This is a genomic window from Pseudoalteromonas sp. NGC95 (genome assembly GCF_015864705.1).
Lineage (GTDB): Bacteria > Pseudomonadota > Gammaproteobacteria > Enterobacterales > Alteromonadaceae > Pseudoalteromonas > Pseudoalteromonas arctica.
In genome coordinates this window covers 138771-154995 of record NZ_JADYWR010000003.1, presented here as the reverse complement: position 1 = coordinate 154995, position 16225 = coordinate 138771, and the positions used below count along the sequence as shown (strand labels likewise).

Genomic DNA, 16225 nt, shown 5'->3' with positions numbered 1-16225 from the left:
TAGATCGATTTTTAACCGCTTACGTTACAGTAAAACTAACAATCTCGATGAGATAAAACAAGCAACTTTTAATACATAGATGCTTACTTTAAAGATTAGTTTTACAGTGGTGTGTTTTAATTTCAAACAAAACAGAACACGTCCAATTTGAAAAACCAGCACACCTCACTAACCTGTTAATTTTTCATTATCATCAATGCTAAAGGTAATGCAGCCCTGGCGTATTTTCAGATTTTTTAAATCAACCCAATCTACCTAATAGGATATTTTCTTATGCAAAAGCTAACAGATGTCGGTGAAAACTTAGTTAATGGTATAGCATCTCGTTATAACCTCAGTCACGATGCAGTAATTCACATGTTAGTTAGCGTTAATAACGGCGGTTGCTCAATGGCACAGTTTAATTGCCCAGAACTTGGTGGTTCTGGTCAATGGATGCGTGGCGGAATGACAATGGTTGGCGACATGTTTAACAACGGTTTAAAATCAACCGTTGATAACTTGTGCAACGAACTTGCTAATATATTGAGCAATAACCAAATATTTCCGGTTATTCCTGCAGGAACGCCTGGCAGCAATCAATGGTGGCCAGGTAATCTAGGCAGCCCATTTAGCAGTGGTGCGCAAAATAATATTCGCTACGCTATATTCCCTAATCGCTTAGCCGTTGAATTAAATGGACAAGTGAGCGTATACGACACGTTAGATCATAATATTGGTGGTGTAAGCCAACAGCAAGGCAATAGTACCTCTCTTACATTTAACAGTCAGTGGGGGACAATTAATGTAAATACCCTGCCATTAATTTCAGAGCAAACGCCAACGCCTCCAGAACCTCAAAAAGATTTTACGCAGCAAGTAACGCAGCCGAATTTTGCATCGTTAACACCAAATCAAGTTGAAGCACCTGTTAATAATACAATAGCGCAATACTCGGTAGACGAAACACTTCAAATTATTGAAAAGTTAGCACAACTTCGCGACTCTAATGCGTTGAGTGATGATGAATTTAATATTAAAAAGTCTGAACTTTTAAAAAGGATTTAACCACTATCCTCCAATAGCATAGCGCTAAGTAAAAGTGGTTTATACGTTCTCTTTTTTATTCGGTAACATATGAAAACATTTAAATGTAATTGCACAGATCAACTTATTTTATTTTTTGAAAGCAGCCATTGTTTGGCTTGCGGTAGAACCGTGGGTATTGATGATGAGTTCGACCAAGTTGAACCCTATGAAATTGATGAGCAATCGGGGTTATTTTACAAAGCAGAAGCGCCTGACGTTTTTTATAAAAAATGTGATAACAACGCTCAGTATCACGTATGCAATGGTATGGTTAATTTAGACACATTTATACCTGTTGCCGATAAAGACGAAGTGCTGTGTTTTTCGTGCCGCTTTAATGAAACGGTGCCCGATTTAAGTATTGTTGAACATATTCCATTATGGAAAAAAATGGAAACAGCAAAACGTCGCGCTTTGTATACATTAAAATCATTATCACTCCCTTTAAATACAACGATTCAAGAACCTGAAAGCGGATTAAGCTTCGATTTTATAGCAGACCGTAACGTAAGCGATCACTTTGTAAGCCCTATTATAGGTCAGGACGTTGTATTTACAGGGCACGATTGCGGGCATATCACTATAAACCTAGCTGAAGCAGACGATGTAGCACGCTCTCAAGCTAAAATAGCTATGGGCGAGCGTTACCGTACTCTACTTGGTCATTTTCGCCATGAACTTGGTCATTATTATTTTGATCAACTAATCGCAAATTCACCAAAAAAACATACTTTATGTAAGCAATATTTTGGTGATGACGAATTAGATTACCAGCAAGCGCTCGATACTCATTACAAGCAAGGTGCGCCAGCTAACTGGCATGAAACCTTTATTAGTGAATACGCTACTATGCACCCTTATGAAGACTGGGCAGAAACATGGGCGCATTACATGCATATTATCGATACTTTAGAAACAGCCAAAAACTTTTCAATTACAGGCTCAACAACGGGTAATGAGTTTGAATTAGATGAAGCAGACGAGCTTCGATTGCCACAAAGTGCTTATTACTTTAATTCACAAACATCGATTGATGCTATTTTAGATACTTGGATGGAATTTTCGATCATTCTAAATTCACTAAATCGCAGCATGGGACTTGCCGATGCCTACCCATTTGTACTTACTCAAGCGGTGCGAACTAAGTTATCTTTCATCCATCATGCCATTCATAACAGGCTCAATTTAATGCCTGATGTGAGCATTGGAAAAGTGTAATAAAATAAGCTCAGTCCAAAAAACATTTTAATAAAGAGCCATTTATTCTTGCTATGACTTTTCATGCATAGGTAGGTGGCTTTTTTATGATGAGAAAAAAGCCGTAAAAATAAAAGTCTAAAAATAGTATATATCCCTACTTTCTCGCTGAAGCTTTATTAGCTTGTCACAGCGAGGTTATTCTTAAGTCGACTTATGATTTTTTCTTGGTAAATACTAACTGTAGAAAACTTTTGTATTGATACAAATAATTCAGTTAGTTTTTCGTTTGATATATCAGAGATATTAATCCCTTTATATATAATAGATGCATTATTTTGTCTGGTTAGATTATTCGACAGTAAAATATTCAATTTTACTGTACGTGCTAACTCTTCTTGATATAGAAAAAATTCTCTTAAATGTGTACTAACAATATTGGCTGGTTTTGATCTATCGATCATCAAAATTTCGTCAATTAGTCGATTTAACCTGCTGCGAGACTCTATTGCTTCGTCGAGAATATCTAACCAATTAAGCTTTGTATTTGATAGTAAAGATAAAAAATATACCGTACGTGCTTTATTATAATTAATAAAACCAGGCCACATAACATCTTCACTAGATACTTTAAGTGCTTTATCAAACTGCTCAGCGGCAGATTTAAGATACATACTTACTTCTTCAAGTATTGATGGCTCTATGGTATTAATATTTTTTTGAGCCAGCTCTAAACCATCAATCGACAAAATATCTACAGAGTTCATATTTAGCGACTCTCGTAATAAATGCATGCCTTTTTTGTTGTAATACAAACCTAGGTAATTATGGTAAATGGTTTTTGTCACTGGGTTACGAAGAATTGGACCTCTCACATGAAGTAAGTCTGCATGAATATTAAAATTATCATCAGCTACAAAACTTTGGTAAGACACAACAGCTTTAAATAGCTTTATTGTTTCCGTTATTTGAATTGAATTACCTTTACTCACCGAGTGCAATATTTCACAGCGCCTATCAACTTCTGACAAAATTGTATCCATACGCTTTTTATAAAGTACTTTGTTAGTTTCTGATGCATTAAAAACAGCTGGAAATAAAACAATTAGGTCAATTATATACTGAAGGGTATCGGCAAAAAGAACGGCGGTTTCTGACTCTTTTTTTAGTTTATGCTCAATAGAGTCAAAAATTTCTTTCTCTAGTGTATTTTCATCTTGGGACTTAAACTGATTAATTAACTCTGGAAGTGAGGTTACGTAATTTTCATTATCTAAAATGTTACCTTCCATTTTACTAATGTTATTTACACTATCAATTGATGTATATGTTCTAACAGTAATAAATAAAGCTAATACGGCTATACAAAAGCTTACTGTTGATATGGTAAAGCTTAGTAAATCTTTACCTTCTTTTAAATCATATACCCATACAGCAAGAAAAGCTGAAAGTAGAACAAGTAATAATATTGTAAAATATAACATTTTTGATGTGCGCATATGTCTTCCAGACTTGGGTCGAGCTAACAATCTAATATTGCTGATTTATAACACGAAAAACGCAAACTGAGAGCTATATAACCTCTGTAGAGCACAAGTAATGAAATATCTGCATCACTTTTCCCATTTACCCAGCGCTTGTTTGTCGCTTTGTTTAAACTCAACCCAATTTGATGAGTCTTTAAAGTGCTCTTTTTTCCAAAACGTGGCATGGTTTTTTAAGTAATCCATTATAAATTGTGCGCCTTCGAACGCGGCTTGGCGATGGCGGCAAGTTACGCCTACAAATACAATTTGCTCGCCAAGTGCTAAGTAACCAACGCGATGAATAATGCATATTCTCGCCAGTTGCCAGCGAGTTTGTGCTTGCTCTGCAATAGATTGAAGCAGTTGCTCGGTCATACCAGGGTAGTGCTCAAGCTCAAGTGCAATAACATTATCGCCACTGCTGAACTCTCTTACCAAACCTGTAAAGGTGACAACAGCGCCATCGCTTTTGTTATTACTACAAAGCGTATTGTGCTCGTCACCTACATTAAAATCATTGGTTTGTACTTGAATATGTATGCTCATTAGCCACCTGTAACCGGCGGAAAAAAGGCAAGCTCATCCCCTGCTTTCACTATTTCGTCGCTTGATGACATAGTTTGGTTAAGCGCTGCAAGTAGCTCACGCTCCTCAAGCCACGGTTGCCAATGCGGGTATTGGCTAACTAATCTTAATTTAAGTTCTGAAATAGTAAGCGACTGCGTAATCTCAAGGCTTAATTTACTGCACTTTAACCGCTCTTTTAGTTGCCCAAAAAACAATAACTCTACTTTTCCGGCGCTAGGTATAGCATCGTTTGGATTAATCGCGTTGCCAACTGCCATTTTTGCCCCCAGTTTTTTGAGTAACGCGCATGCCACTAATTTCCATAAGTGGGTCGGCTGCTTTACACATATCAAACAAAGTAAGTGCAGCAACAGATACCGCCGTTAGCGCTTCCATTTCGACCCCGGTTTTACCGGCAAGTTTGCAGTAGCTGGTTATTTTAATTTGGCTGTTTGCTTCATCAAGTTCAAAATCAACAGCTACTTTAGTAAGTGCAAGCGGATGACAAAGCGGGATTAAATCAGCGCACTTTTTAGCGCCTTGAATACCCGCAATACGTGCCACGCCTAACACATCGCCCTTTTTGTTTTGATTAAGCATTACTTGTTCAAAGGCAAGCTTGCTCATGCTAATAAATGCTTCAGCTGAGGCATCGCGCAGGGTTATGTCTTTGAGCGATACATCAACCATATTAGCTTGGCCGTTTTCGTCAACGTGGCTTAACATACTATTGCTCACGCGATTCACACTTTTTACCAATGGTAATATGCGGTACAAAGTTACACGGTTTATGCATTGAGTTAAGTTGATCTTTTATAATACCTGTCCACGCTGTTTTACATGCGCCTGTAGAGCCTGGCATACAAAAAATAACGGTGTTGTTAGCAAGCCCCGCAAGTGCACGAGATTGAATAGTTGAGTTACCAATTTCACCGTACGATATATGTCTAAATAGCTCACCAAAGCCGTCTACGCTTTTATCAAACAGCGGCGCAAATGCCTCAGGTGTTGAATCACGTTCGGTAAATCCTGTACCACCAGTCACTAAAATAGCGTGAATGGTGTCGTCGGCTATCCACTGCGATGCAATAGCGCGCATTTGGTAAACATCATCTTTTACAATTTCTTTATCCGCTAAATGATGACCCGCCTCAGTTAGCGCTTTAATTAAGTAATGACCAGAAGTATCGGTAATCGCATCGCGCGTGTCGCTTACGGTAAGTACGGCAATGTTTAAAGGTATTTGTGTATCGCTTGTGTGGCTCATAATGTTCTTCTCAATTGGTTAATGCTTAGGTCAAAATGCTCATTTACAGCTTTAAATTGCGCCGGTGTATTGGTGTTTATTAATGCATGCGCTTTGTTACATAAAAGCGTTTGCACACCAATGCTTTGGGTAAACTGTTTTATTGATTTATGACTGTTTGCGTTTGTGAGTATGTGTTTTAAATGATTTTTTACACTGCTTGTATTACGAATATACAGCGGTAGTGGTTCATTTTCAAAGTGCCAAGCATGTATTTGTGACTGATTTAATTGATTGCTCACACTTTGTACGTTATTTGTATGAGAAGCCAGCACTATTGTGCTTAACAAACTACTCGTAAGTAGAGGCATATCTACCGCAGTAATAAGTAAATCGTGATCGGTGGCTATTAATGTTGAGTAAATTCCGCCAAGGGGTCCACTATTTGGGTATATATCTTTAACGTACTTTTCTGAGGGATAATCGCTCGGTGAATAATGGTTCAATGATTTGACTGGATTTGTAACGTTGCGACTTACCAATATGTTTTTAGCGCCTGCGTCTTTTAATAAATCACACGCATTGTGCAATAGCGTTTTATTTTTTAAAACTAAATCGGCTTTGTCTGTGCCCATTCTTGATGACTTACCACCAGCAAGTACAACGCCTGTAAAATCGTGTTGAGCTTTTATATTCGATCCTGTATTAGATCCGTTACAAGCACTCATATTAGCCACCTAACATGGCTAAGTGAGTTGTCGCACCTGTTAAGCGTTTATCTAGCTCATGGCTTATTTCTTTATTGCCCATAGCAGCTCGAATTGCCTTTACGGTCGCTACAGTATCGTCCTCGTTGAGTAGTTCGCGTAAATCTATACCTTGTTCGGCAAACAAACATAAGTGTAATTTACCCAGCGCCGACACCCTTAAGCGATTACAACTTTTACAAAAATCTTTACTGTACGGCATTATTAAACCAATACGACCATCGTAATCAGGATGACAAAACTCCTCAGCGGGTCCGTTTAATTTCCCCCTAACTACTTGTAACCAACCTTGGTCGAGTAATTGTGCTTTAACCGTTTGCCCACTTAAGTGGTTTTCTTCAAAAAAGGTGGCGCCGTCACCGGTTTCCATTAATTCTATAAAGCGAACTGTAACTTTGTGGTGTTTTACCCACGCTAAAAAATCCTTCAATTGGTTTTTATTAAACTGCTTGGCAAGCACCGCATTTATTTTTATATCTTTTATGCCCAGCTCTACCGCGCGCTCAATCCCTTTTAAAATAAGGGTAAGTTTGTCGTGCCCTGTTATGAGTTTAAACATACTCGGATTTAAACTATCAATGCTGACATTAAGCGCATCAAGCCCTGCTTCTGCAAATTCATCAATTTTATTTAATAAATTAAACCCGTTGGTAGTAATAGCTACTTTTTCTATGCCTGGCGTATTTTTACAGAGCTTTATAATATCGGTTACGTCGTTTCGTAAGCATGGTTCGCCACCTGTAATGCGCACTTTTTTAGTACCTAGCTCTGCAAACGCATTTACCAGCGTGCTAATTTCGTTTTTATTTAAAAAATTACGCGGCGTATCGCACTGATACCCGTTTGGTAAACAATAACTACAACTAAAATTACATACATCGGTTATTGAGAGGCGCAAATAGTTAAACTGCCGACCAAATTGATCATTTAGCATATGCTTCCTTTTTTCTTTACATTACAACCGCAACATCAATGCTGCTAGAACCTGCTTTGTAATGTTGTTTTATTAATTGGCTTAATTGTGTTTTACACGAACCACAGTTCGTTCCACATTTAAGTTCAGACCCCAATTGCTCGACGGTGTTTGCACCGTTTTTAATGGCGTTTATAATCGGCTGCTCTCTTACTTTAAAGCAGCTACACACTTGCACGCCTTGGGTAAATTCTTCATCGGGGGTTGCATAAAGCAAAGACTGTAACTGTGTAAAAGTCAGTAATGGCTCTGCAAACAAATGGTTTATCCACTCAAGTGATATTTCTTTTTGCTCATTAGAAATAACACCAACGAACGCTAATTGATCGTTTTGAATACACTGCACATGCATGGCTTTTGCCGTATTCATAGCCGACCACTGTCCTTGTAAACCGGTTAAGGTTTGGCAGTAATACAGTAAATCACTTTGTGGTTCATTAAGCGCCAATTGGTAATTAAAGCAATTACTTGCATTAACTTTGAGCCAAAAATCACTGTTTATAACAAGTTCGTTTTTAGCAAACAGCTGCATATATTGCACAAAGGGTGCTTTAACTATATTAACAGCGCCGTGTTTGCACTCAGCCTGACCAGATAGAGGGTCAACTACCGATTGATACAACCCACTTACTGTTGCTGACGATGCAAATTGTTTGTTCCAATGAATAGGCATAAAGCATTCACCTTTGCGCACGGCATCGGTTACTTTTGCATGCGCGGTAACCTGCCCAGTTTGGGCAATCGCACTTATTAAATCGTTTTGTTTTATTGCTAATTTACTGGCATCAAGCGGATTAATTTCAATATACGGGCGTGTAATATGCGATGAAAGCGCAGTGCTTTTACCGGTGCGGCTCATGGTATGCCATTGGTCTCGTATACGCCCTGAGTTCATTACAAACGGATAATCACTTGATGTTTTTTGTACCGGTAATTGTGGCGTTATGGGTATAAAGCGCGCTTTTTTATCAGCGGTGCTAAATTGGTTATCTGTAAAAACCTGACCATTTTTATAAGGCTGATTTTTAACAACAGGCCACATAATGGGTTTTAAATTATCATACTGATTTTGTGTGAGCCCAACTAAACCAGAGAGGTTTAATAATCGGCTGCCGTTATTTTCAAAGTCGGTTAATTGTGCCCACTCTTCAAAAATGCCACTTGGATCTGTAAAGTCAAATCCTTCAAAGCCCATTTTTTTAGCAACACTGCACATAATTTGCCAATCGTTTTTAGCTCCCGAATAAGGCACTACCAACGGGCGCTGCCTTGATATTCTGCGCTCTGAGTTAGTTACTGTGCCGTTTTTTTCGCCCCATCCGGTTGATGGAAAAGCAACATTGGCAAATTTTAACGTATCACTTTTTGCAATACAGTCAGATACAACCACCAGCTCGCAGGTCTCTAATGCTTTTTTAATTGCGGCGTTATTGGGCAAGCTCACCATTGGGTTTGTTGCCATTATCCACACTGCTTTTATTTTGCCTGCGGCTATTTCATCAAACATATCAATAGCATTACTGCCTGCTTTTTTAGCGATAGTTGGCGAGAGCCAAAAACGTTGCACAAGTGATTGATGCGCTTCGTTTTCAATATCTAAATGCGCCGCTAACTGATTAGCCAAACCACCTACTTCGCGCCCGCCCATCGCATTGGGTTGCCCCGTAATCGAAAACGGACCGTTGCCTGGTTTAAGTAATTTACCTGAGGCTAAATGCGCATTAATAATAGCGTTGCATTTATCTACACCCGAACTTGATTGATTTATACCCATTGAGTAAAAGCTAATCGCACTTGGGCTGTTAGCAAATAGCGCGTAAAACTCAGTTACTTGCTCAATTGCTATATCGCAAAAATCGCTAACTGCCTCACAACTCCATTTTGTTGCCTCTTGCAGTGCGCTTTCAAAGCCGTTTGTGTGCTGATTAATAAATTGCGTATCGAGGTGGTTATGCTCATGTAAATAATTAAGTAAACCGTTATAAAGTGCGGCGTCACTGCCTGGTTTTATATTTAAAAATGTGTCGGCAAGCTCAGCTGTGTCAGTTTTACGCGGATCAATAACCACCACTTTCATATTTGGGTTAAGTTGCTTTGCACGCTCCATTCGCTGATACAAAACCGGATGAGTCCACGCTGCATTAGAGCCAATTAAAATAAGCAGCTCAGTTTGCTCTAAATCCTCGTAAGTACACGGCACTACGTCTTCACCAAAAGCCCGTTTATAACCTGCCACAGCAGACGACATACACAGGCGCGAATTTGTATCAATATTGCCTGAGCCTATGTAGCCTTTCATTAATTTATTAGCGATGTAGTAATCTTCAGTAAGTAACTGCCCTGACACATAAAAAGCCACCGCATCGGGTCCGTGCTTTTGTATTATGTCGTTAAATTTATTGGCAACATGGTCGGTGGCTTCATCCCACGTAACAGCTTGATTATTAATAAGGGGTGACGTTAAGCGGTTATCACTGCCTGTGGTGTCGAGCAAATGGGTGCCTTTTACACATAAACGACCAAAGTTTGCGGGGTGCTCTCGCATGCCTTCAAGCTTGGTTGGCACATTATTAAAAAGTGAAATATCAACACCACACCCTACACCACAGTAAGCACATGTTGTTTGTTTTAAACTCGTTTTATTTATAGTTGGTGACGTGTTTACGGTTGCCATACTGCTCTCTTTTAGTGTGCTTTAATTTATGCGGGCTGTTTAACAGGCTCATTAAGAGTAACTACGTTAATAGTGTTACTTGCTTTAGCGAGTGCGCTGTTTATTACGTTTTGAACGAGCTTTTCACAACCTCCACAGCCTGTACTGGCTTTGGTGCTTTGCTGCACACTTGCTAGGTCTATAAAGCCTTTAGCGACTGTTTGTTCAATGGTGTGTTTAGTTACTTTATGACAAGCGCAAATAATAGCGTCATCAGGCAAGTCGTCGGCGCTTAGCTCTGCGATATCGCCGGCAAGGGGCATAATGAGCGCTTCGGGGGCGGTGGTAAGTTCAATGTCGTTTAAATGATATTGCAGTAAATTATCGTAATCGCTGGTATCGCCAACAAGCACGGCGCCAATCAGTTTATTACTTTGTGAATTAGTGACTACTTTTTTATAAATGCCATTGGGTTGGTCTTCAAAGTAATAGCTTATTGCGCCTTCGCTGCGTGCATGTGCATCGCCAATAGAGCCCACTTCAACACCCATTAATTTAAGCTTGGTGCTCATATCGGCACCGCTAAATTCATCGGCTTTATTGTCTAAGTCAGTACTTTGCAAAGTACCTTGCTGCGTCTGTTGTAAAATATGCCCAACTGCTATTTTAGCCATGGCGTAACCGGGTGCTACTAAGCCAAAAATAAAGTTATTCCATAGTGCACATTCGCCAATCGCGTATATGTTTTTGTCGCTCGTTTGGCAGTGGTTATTAATTACAATACCGCCGCGCTCACCTATCTCTAAATTAAACTCGCGGGCTAAATTATCATAAGGGCGAATACCCGCCGAAAATACAATCATGTCGGTTTCAAGGGTTTTACCGCCTTTAAAACACATTTTGTAACGGCAACTCTCACCCTCTACTATCTCCTCAGTTGCTACCGATGTATGCACAGTAACGCCTAAATCTGTAATTTTGTTTTTTAGTAGCCGACCGCCACCCGCATCAACTTGTACGCCCATAAGTTGCGGTGCAAATTCTATTACGTGAGTCTGTAAACCCAATTGCTTTAATGCGTTTGCAGCCTCAAGACCCAGTAAACCGCCACCAATTACCACGCCTACTTTACTACCGTGGGCTGAGTTTTTTATTGCGTGTAAATCATTAATGGTGCGATAAACAAGGCAATGCTCGCGATCTTTACCCGGTATAGGCGGTACAAATGGAAATGAACCTGTAGCAAGCACAAGCTTGTCGTATTCAAACAACTCCCCTTTAGCGGTCGTTACAGTTTGTGCATCACGATTTATATCAACCACTTTAGAATGAGTATGAAAGCGTACTTGCCAATCGTCATAGGTTTTATTGCATGTAAGTGCGAGGTCGTCTGCGGTTTTGCCTTTAAAAAAAGAGGATAGTTGTACGCGGTCATACGCTAAACGGTCTTCACCGCTCAGTACCGTAATTTCAAATTGCTCATCAGCTTGATTTTGAGAAACCAGCTGCTGCACAAAATGGTGCCCCACCATTCCGTTTCCTACCACTACAACACGCTGCTTGCTTAGCATTTACTCACCTTAAAATGATATCTACTTTAGTAATTGACTAAAATTGAAATCGAATGATTTGTTATAGGATTGTTATAGCAATATGTAAGCCAAATATATAAGCATTTAAAATCAGTAAGTTGCCTACATTGGTGCAGAGGCTTGAAGCGTAAAACCCCACAAGATGGTGCAACTGCACCATCTTGTGTCGCCATAAATTACAAGAGGATTTTAGAAGATAGTGAGGGTTAAAATTTAGCGCTCATCCATACCCACAATTTTTGAGTATCGACTTTATTAGCTGCAGTATCGCCCGCTGAGTAATCAGCATATTTAACACCCACTGCGTATTGTTTATTAATAGGTTTAACGTATTGTACGTTTAGTTCAGTACCCAAATCGTCAACCCCATTTGATTGCTCATTAGCATCAAAGCTGTGATAAGCCACCAGCCACTTTCCGTCAAACGCTTTACCGTTTAAGCTTATGTAAGTGTCGTCCAAGCCCTGTGTGGGTGTATTTAAAAACGTATCTGTCCAACCATTAAATTTATGTAACGTGGCAAGCGGTGTTGCAAACCCGTAATCGCCATTGTCAGAGCCAAGTGACTCTATGCCGACTTTTAAAGTTACTGTTTTTACGCCCAAACCATTTAAATCAACAGCGCCTTCAAGTGCATAGTAATCGGCATCAAAATCACTCACGCTTGTTGAGGCAGACTGCGTTGCATACTCCGCTTTGTAATAAAATTTTATGTCGTTTAGGGTTTTATTACCGTTAAAAGAAACGCCATAAGTGTCTAAACTGTCGTCTTGTAGTGCATCGTCACTTAATAAGTAACTGTATAAAACCACTTTACCGTAGTCTGTTTTAAAGCTTGCATTAATAAGATGATCGGACGATTTAATGTCTTTATCGTCAGCAAATATGCGGTTACGCTTATTTAAATAACTGTATTGTAAATCTATGTTATTAAATGCGTAATTAATGGTTGCGGCATCAAAGGTTTGCCTGTCTTGGCGCCAACCTACGTGCCCGACAAAACGCTGCCCATCAAGGGCTATTACTTGGCGCCCTACTTTTAGCGATAAACCATCGCGGGTATATTTAACAAAACCTTGGTCTATCTCAGTGTTTTCTGGGTCTGCAATAACAGAGTAATTAGTGTTTTTTCCCACCGTATTGTTGTAATCATCTACGCCCAATAGGCTGCGAATGTCTTCTACTTCAATAAGGGCTGAAAAACCATTCACCTCATCTGTTTGATGCGTTAAGCGGGTTCTAAGTGTTAAGCCACTTGCATCTTTTAGAGCATTGTTTTGATCAACGCTTTCAAAACGCAGTCTAAAATCAAGATCAGTTTGCGAAGCTTGGCTTATTGAAGGCGCAGTGAAGCAACCCAGTATAAAAATAATAGGTAAGTTGTTCTTATAGTTAAGCATTTTGGTTCTCTAAGTTTTAATTATTAATACACATACCAAAGCAATAAATAAACACAGCGAAATACATTTCCACACCATAACTGGATCGCGTTTCATTATTGAACTTTTATTAGCGGTACTTTCTAAATAAGGATTAGGTTTGTTGATATCGTTTATAAACTCAGAAAAAGCTTGGTATCTGAGCTCAGGTTTAGGGGCAAGCGCCTTCATAAGGGCTTGATCTAACCAAAACGGAATATCGGCTCTGTATTTACGAATACTTGTGTAGTGCCAATGGCTGTAATCTTTTGGCGCTACGTGGTTAAGTGGCAGTGGTTTATAAGGTAATTTTGAGCACAATAACTCGTATGCAATGACGCCAAGTGAAAACAAATCACTTTTAAAATCGGCGTGCATAGTAATAAGTGTTTCGGGTGCGGTGTAATCGGCTGTGCCTTGCGGGCAATCATCCGCAATTTGTTTAACCGACTCGTCCATAGCCGCAACACTTACGGTGCCGTAATCTATTAGCGTTACTTTACCGTGCGCATCTATCATTACATTATCGAGTTTTAAATCGCGATGCACCATATCGAGTCGCTGAAACGCCCTTAGTGCATGTACTATTTGTTCAATAATACTGCGTACTTGGGTTATTTCTGGGTGCGGCACGTCGTGCTTCCAATCTCTGAGTGTTTGCCCGTCCATGTACTCACAAATATGATACAAAAAACGACTCTGCGATTGCGTACTCAGTACTTTCATCACGTTTAAATGGTTTATGCGTTGCCCTACCCAGCCTTCTCTTATAAAGCCTTGAAGGTAGTGCACATCGTCTTCAAAATTAACCGAAGGTGCTTTTAAAACCACTGGCGGTATATCGGGCGCTTGTTGCACTAAATAAATGTGTGAGCGACTACTGGCATGTAATTTACGAATAACCGTGTAGTCATCAATTTTTTGCCCAACATTAAGCGCAGGTGGAATTTTTCGTCGTGTTAGCGAATGATAAAGTTCATCTAACTTTTGCTCGGCAATATTTTCTACTTTTACCAGTAAGCAACTTACGTTGTCGTCACTGCCTCGCGCTAATGCAAGTTCGGTAATTGCTTTAGCTGCATTTTCTAAATTAGTGTGCTCGTTAATTAATTTAGCTATATCACTACTTGGGAGCACATCGTGTACGCCATCGCAGGTTAATATATAAATATCGCCTGCTTTAAGCTCTACTTCATAAACATCTATTTCTTGATGAAGTTGTGCGCCAAGTGCACGCGTTAGGGTATCGTTTACTTTGTGATCCCGTGTTATTGCCTCTATTTTATTTCCTCGCAAGCGAGTAATACGCGTATCACCTAAGTGAAATATATAACCCGTTGCCGACTTTAAAATAAGTGCTGTAAAAGTCGTCATCCAATCGGCTTGGCGCTGACCAAGGTGATTATAATTAACCGATTGCGAATAAAGCCACTGATTTAAACTTGCTAACACCTTCGATACTGACTTTTTAACCGCCCAACTTTCGGGAGTATTTAAATACTCATTTATAAAATGAGTAACCGAAAGTTGAGACGCTTGTTTAGCATTTTTTGCTGATGAACACCCATCGGCTAAGCAGGCAATAACGCCTTTAGACTCTTTTTCTTGCGCTTTGGTATTAAGGGCAGCAAACGCATCTTGGTTTTCTGCTTTTAACCCTTTAGCGCTGTGGCCGCCAAATGAAACGTTGAGTTCATTTTCAAGCGCTTTAGCGTGGTGTGTTTCATCAAACATAGTCAATAATGCCTTAAGTCACTGAAATAAGTTCAACGGTGCCGTCTTCATTTACTTCGGTAATGTGTCCGTCTGGTTCTTTCATAAAAAACAGTGCGCCTAAGCCAAGTAATGCACTACCCGCAATAATGAAAAAGAAGGTTTGATAATCAACAAGTGATAATGCCGTTAAGTACACTACTGCACCAACATTACCGTAAGCACCTGTCATTCCAGCTATTTGCCCAGTTAAACGACGCTTAATTAGTGGTACTGCGGCAAATACAGCGCCTTCACCAGCTTGCACAAAGAACGAACACGCCATAGCTGCAACAACTGCAAGCCATAAAGGCCACGATGCATCAACTAAGCCCATTACAAAATAACCAACAGCAAGACCCATCGTAAGTACAATAAGTGTTATACGACGACCTAATTTATCTGAAATCCAACCGCCACCAGGGCGAGATGCTAAGTTCATAAATGCGTAAGCAGAGGCTAAAATACCCGCGTACACCATATCAAGCGCAAACACATCCATAAAAAACAGCGGTAACATAGAGACAACCGCAAGCTCAGAACCAAAAGTTGTAAAATATAAAATATTTAAAACAGCCACTTGCTTAAACTCATAACGATGCGACTCGGGTACAGGCTCTTTAAAAATATGACCATTTACGTCAAAGGTTTTATACACTTCGTAAATATAAAGTAGGACTAAAAAAGCATACACAGCAAGTACAAAATTAGCCGAAATTAGGTTAGCACCGGTTGGCGAAAGCTTCCAAGTAAGTAATGCTAATGCGCCGTACATAGGAATTTTCATAATAAGCAGTAATACAAAGTCGCCTTTACTGGTAACTTCCATTGCGCCTACTTTTTTAGGTTTAAAGTATGTACCGCCTTTTGGCGTATCGGTTACATTTAAGTACCAAATAACACCAAATATAACGCTTAATACACCGGTTAAACCTACTGCATAACGCCAGCCATCTTCGCCGCCAAACATTAGTGCAATAATTGGCAATAACATAGCCGCTGCTGCTGAACCAAAGTTACCCCAACCGCCATAAATACCTTCCGCTATACCCAACTCATTAGCAGGAAACCATTCACTCACCATTCGAATGCCCACAACAAAGCCAGCACCAATAAAGCCTAAAGCAAAACGCGCTATTGCGGCTTGCTCAAATGTGGTTGCCATAGCAAACATAAAACATGGAATACTACAGCTAATAAGTAGTGCCGCATAAACAATACGGGGACCAAATTTATCGGTTAGCATACCCACCACAACACGCGCTGGAATAGTTAACGCTACATTTAAAATTAGTAATGTTTTAACTTGTGCCATGGTGATCCCAAGTGAACCCGCTATGGCACCTAATAAAGGAGCATGGTTAAACCATACAAAAAATGACACAAAAAAGACCATCCAACTTAGATGCAATACTTTCATTTTTCCGCTAAACGATATTAGGTTAAACCCTGAACTCGGTTGCATG

14 protein-coding genes are annotated in these 16225 nt (G+C 39.7%); 2 read left to right on the top strand and 12 right to left on the bottom strand.

Going from position 1 to position 16225, the window contains the following annotated elements; all coding sequences use genetic code 11:
- The first annotated feature begins 273 nt into the window (after positions 1–273).
- Together I6E70_RS04540 and I6E70_RS04535 are read left to right on the top strand one after the other, a co-directional pair.
- Complete coding sequence (locus I6E70_RS04540; RefSeq protein ID WP_197188134.1) at positions 274–1047, top strand: SHOCT domain-containing protein; 774 nt, start codon at positions 274–276, stop codon at positions 1045–1047.
- A gap of 69 nt (positions 1048–1116) precedes the next feature.
- Entirely contained in the window at positions 1117–2286 is a 1170-nt protein-coding gene (locus I6E70_RS04535; protein ID WP_197188133.1) for a zinc-binding metallopeptidase family protein, read from the top strand.
- Between the two features lie 158 nt (positions 2287–2444).
- On the opposite strand, the gene I6E70_RS04530 is transcribed toward I6E70_RS04535, so the two are convergent.
- The 12 genes from I6E70_RS04530 to I6E70_RS04475 all read right to left on the bottom strand — a co-directional run bounded on the left by I6E70_RS04530 (position 2445) and on the right by I6E70_RS04475 (position 16224).
- On the bottom strand, positions 2445–3764 hold the full coding sequence (locus I6E70_RS04530; RefSeq protein WP_197188132.1) for a hypothetical protein: 1320 nt from the start codon (positions 3762–3764) through the stop codon (positions 2445–2447).
- A gap of 114 nt (positions 3765–3878) precedes the next feature.
- Positions 3879–4337, bottom strand: coding sequence for a molybdopterin synthase catalytic subunit MoaE (gene moaE / locus I6E70_RS04525; RefSeq protein ID WP_197188131.1), 459 nt, complete (start codon positions 4335–4337; stop codon positions 3879–3881).
- Positions 4337–4636: a MoaD/ThiS family protein gene (locus I6E70_RS04520; protein WP_197188130.1), complete on the bottom strand. Its 300-nt coding sequence runs from the start codon at positions 4634–4636 to the stop codon at positions 4337–4339. The genes moaE and I6E70_RS04520 overlap by 1 nt, the downstream gene beginning before the upstream one ends.
- Positions 4614–5084, bottom strand: a complete 471-nt coding sequence (gene moaC, locus I6E70_RS04515; protein ID WP_197188179.1) for a cyclic pyranopterin monophosphate synthase MoaC — start codon at positions 5082–5084, stop codon at positions 4614–4616. Before moaC ends, I6E70_RS04520 begins: the two co-directional genes overlap by 23 nt.
- A gap of 1 nt (position 5085) precedes the next feature.
- Positions 5086–5625, bottom strand: a complete 540-nt coding sequence (gene moaB, locus I6E70_RS04510) for a molybdenum cofactor biosynthesis protein B (RefSeq protein WP_007585240.1) — start codon at positions 5623–5625, stop codon at positions 5086–5088.
- Positions 5622–6332: a molybdenum cofactor guanylyltransferase gene (locus I6E70_RS04505; RefSeq protein ID WP_197188129.1), complete on the bottom strand. Its 711-nt coding sequence runs from the start codon at positions 6330–6332 to the stop codon at positions 5622–5624. Before I6E70_RS04505 ends, moaB begins: the two co-directional genes overlap by 4 nt.
- Before the next feature lies 1 nt (position 6333).
- Complete coding sequence (gene moaA / locus I6E70_RS04500; protein ID WP_197188128.1) at positions 6334–7305, bottom strand: GTP 3',8-cyclase MoaA; 972 nt, start codon at positions 7303–7305, stop codon at positions 6334–6336.
- Between the two features lie 16 nt (positions 7306–7321).
- Positions 7322–10018, bottom strand: a complete 2697-nt coding sequence (locus I6E70_RS04495) for a nitrate reductase (protein ID WP_197188127.1) — start codon at positions 10016–10018, stop codon at positions 7322–7324.
- A 26-nt stretch (positions 10019–10044) separates the two neighbouring features.
- Positions 10045–11568: an FAD-dependent oxidoreductase gene (locus tag I6E70_RS04490; RefSeq protein ID WP_197188126.1), complete on the bottom strand. Its 1524-nt coding sequence runs from the start codon at positions 11566–11568 to the stop codon at positions 10045–10047.
- A 227-nt stretch (positions 11569–11795) separates the two neighbouring features.
- The gene (locus I6E70_RS04485) at positions 11796–12989 is read right to left on the bottom strand and encodes an alginate export family protein (RefSeq protein WP_197188125.1); all 1194 of its coding nucleotides are present in this window, start codon (positions 12987–12989) and stop codon (positions 11796–11798) included.
- Positions 12990–12998: 9 nt separating this feature from the next.
- Positions 12999–14741 carry a bifunctional protein-serine/threonine kinase/phosphatase gene (locus tag I6E70_RS04480; RefSeq protein ID WP_197188124.1) on the bottom strand — a complete coding sequence of 581 codons (1743 nt, stop codon included), beginning with the start codon at positions 14739–14741 and terminating at the stop codon, positions 12999–13001.
- Between the two features lie 13 nt (positions 14742–14754).
- Positions 14755–16224 carry a NarK family nitrate/nitrite MFS transporter gene (locus I6E70_RS04475; RefSeq protein ID WP_007585259.1) on the bottom strand — a complete coding sequence of 490 codons (1470 nt, stop codon included), beginning with the start codon at positions 16222–16224 and terminating at the stop codon, positions 14755–14757.
- Position 16225 lies beyond the last annotated feature (1 nt).

What these genes read in the sequence shown, in the direction of transcription:
- I6E70_RS04520 (WP_197188130.1), bottom strand. Translation starts at nt 4,636, where the DNA reads ATGGCAGTTGGCAACGCGATTAATCCAAACGATGCTATACCTAGCGCC.
- I6E70_RS04475 (WP_007585259.1), bottom strand. Translation starts at nt 16,224, where the DNA reads ATGCAACCGAGTTCAGGGTTTAACCTAATATCGTTTAGCGGAAAAATG.
- moaA (WP_197188128.1), bottom strand. Translation starts at nt 7,305, where the DNA reads ATGCTAAATGATCAATTTGGTCGGCAGTTTAACTATTTGCGCCTCTCA.
- I6E70_RS04480 (WP_197188124.1), bottom strand. Translation starts at nt 14,741, where the DNA reads ATGTTTGATGAAACACACCACGCTAAAGCGCTTGAAAATGAACTCAAC.
- I6E70_RS04530 (WP_197188132.1), bottom strand. Translation starts at nt 3,764, where the DNA reads ATGCGCACATCAAAAATGTTATATTTTACAATATTATTACTTGTTCTA.
- I6E70_RS04535 (WP_197188133.1), top strand. Translation starts at nt 1,117, where the DNA reads ATGAAAACATTTAAATGTAATTGCACAGATCAACTTATTTTATTTTTT.
- I6E70_RS04490 (WP_197188126.1), bottom strand. Translation starts at nt 11,568, where the DNA reads ATGCTAAGCAAGCAGCGTGTTGTAGTGGTAGGAAACGGAATGGTGGGG.
- I6E70_RS04485 (WP_197188125.1), bottom strand. Translation starts at nt 12,989, where the DNA reads ATGCTTAACTATAAGAACAACTTACCTATTATTTTTATACTGGGTTGC.
- moaC (WP_197188179.1), bottom strand. Translation starts at nt 5,084, where the DNA reads ATGTTAAGCCACGTTGACGAAAACGGCCAAGCTAATATGGTTGATGTA.
- I6E70_RS04540 (WP_197188134.1), top strand. Translation starts at nt 274, where the DNA reads ATGCAAAAGCTAACAGATGTCGGTGAAAACTTAGTTAATGGTATAGCA.
- moaE (WP_197188131.1), bottom strand. Translation starts at nt 4,337, where the DNA reads ATGAGCATACATATTCAAGTACAAACCAATGATTTTAATGTAGGTGAC.
- moaB (WP_007585240.1), bottom strand. Translation starts at nt 5,625, where the DNA reads ATGAGCCACACAAGCGATACACAAATACCTTTAAACATTGCCGTACTT.
- I6E70_RS04495 (WP_197188127.1), bottom strand. Translation starts at nt 10,018, where the DNA reads ATGGCAACCGTAAACACGTCACCAACTATAAATAAAACGAGTTTAAAA.
- I6E70_RS04505 (WP_197188129.1), bottom strand. Translation starts at nt 6,332, where the DNA reads ATGAGTGCTTGTAACGGATCTAATACAGGATCGAATATAAAAGCTCAA.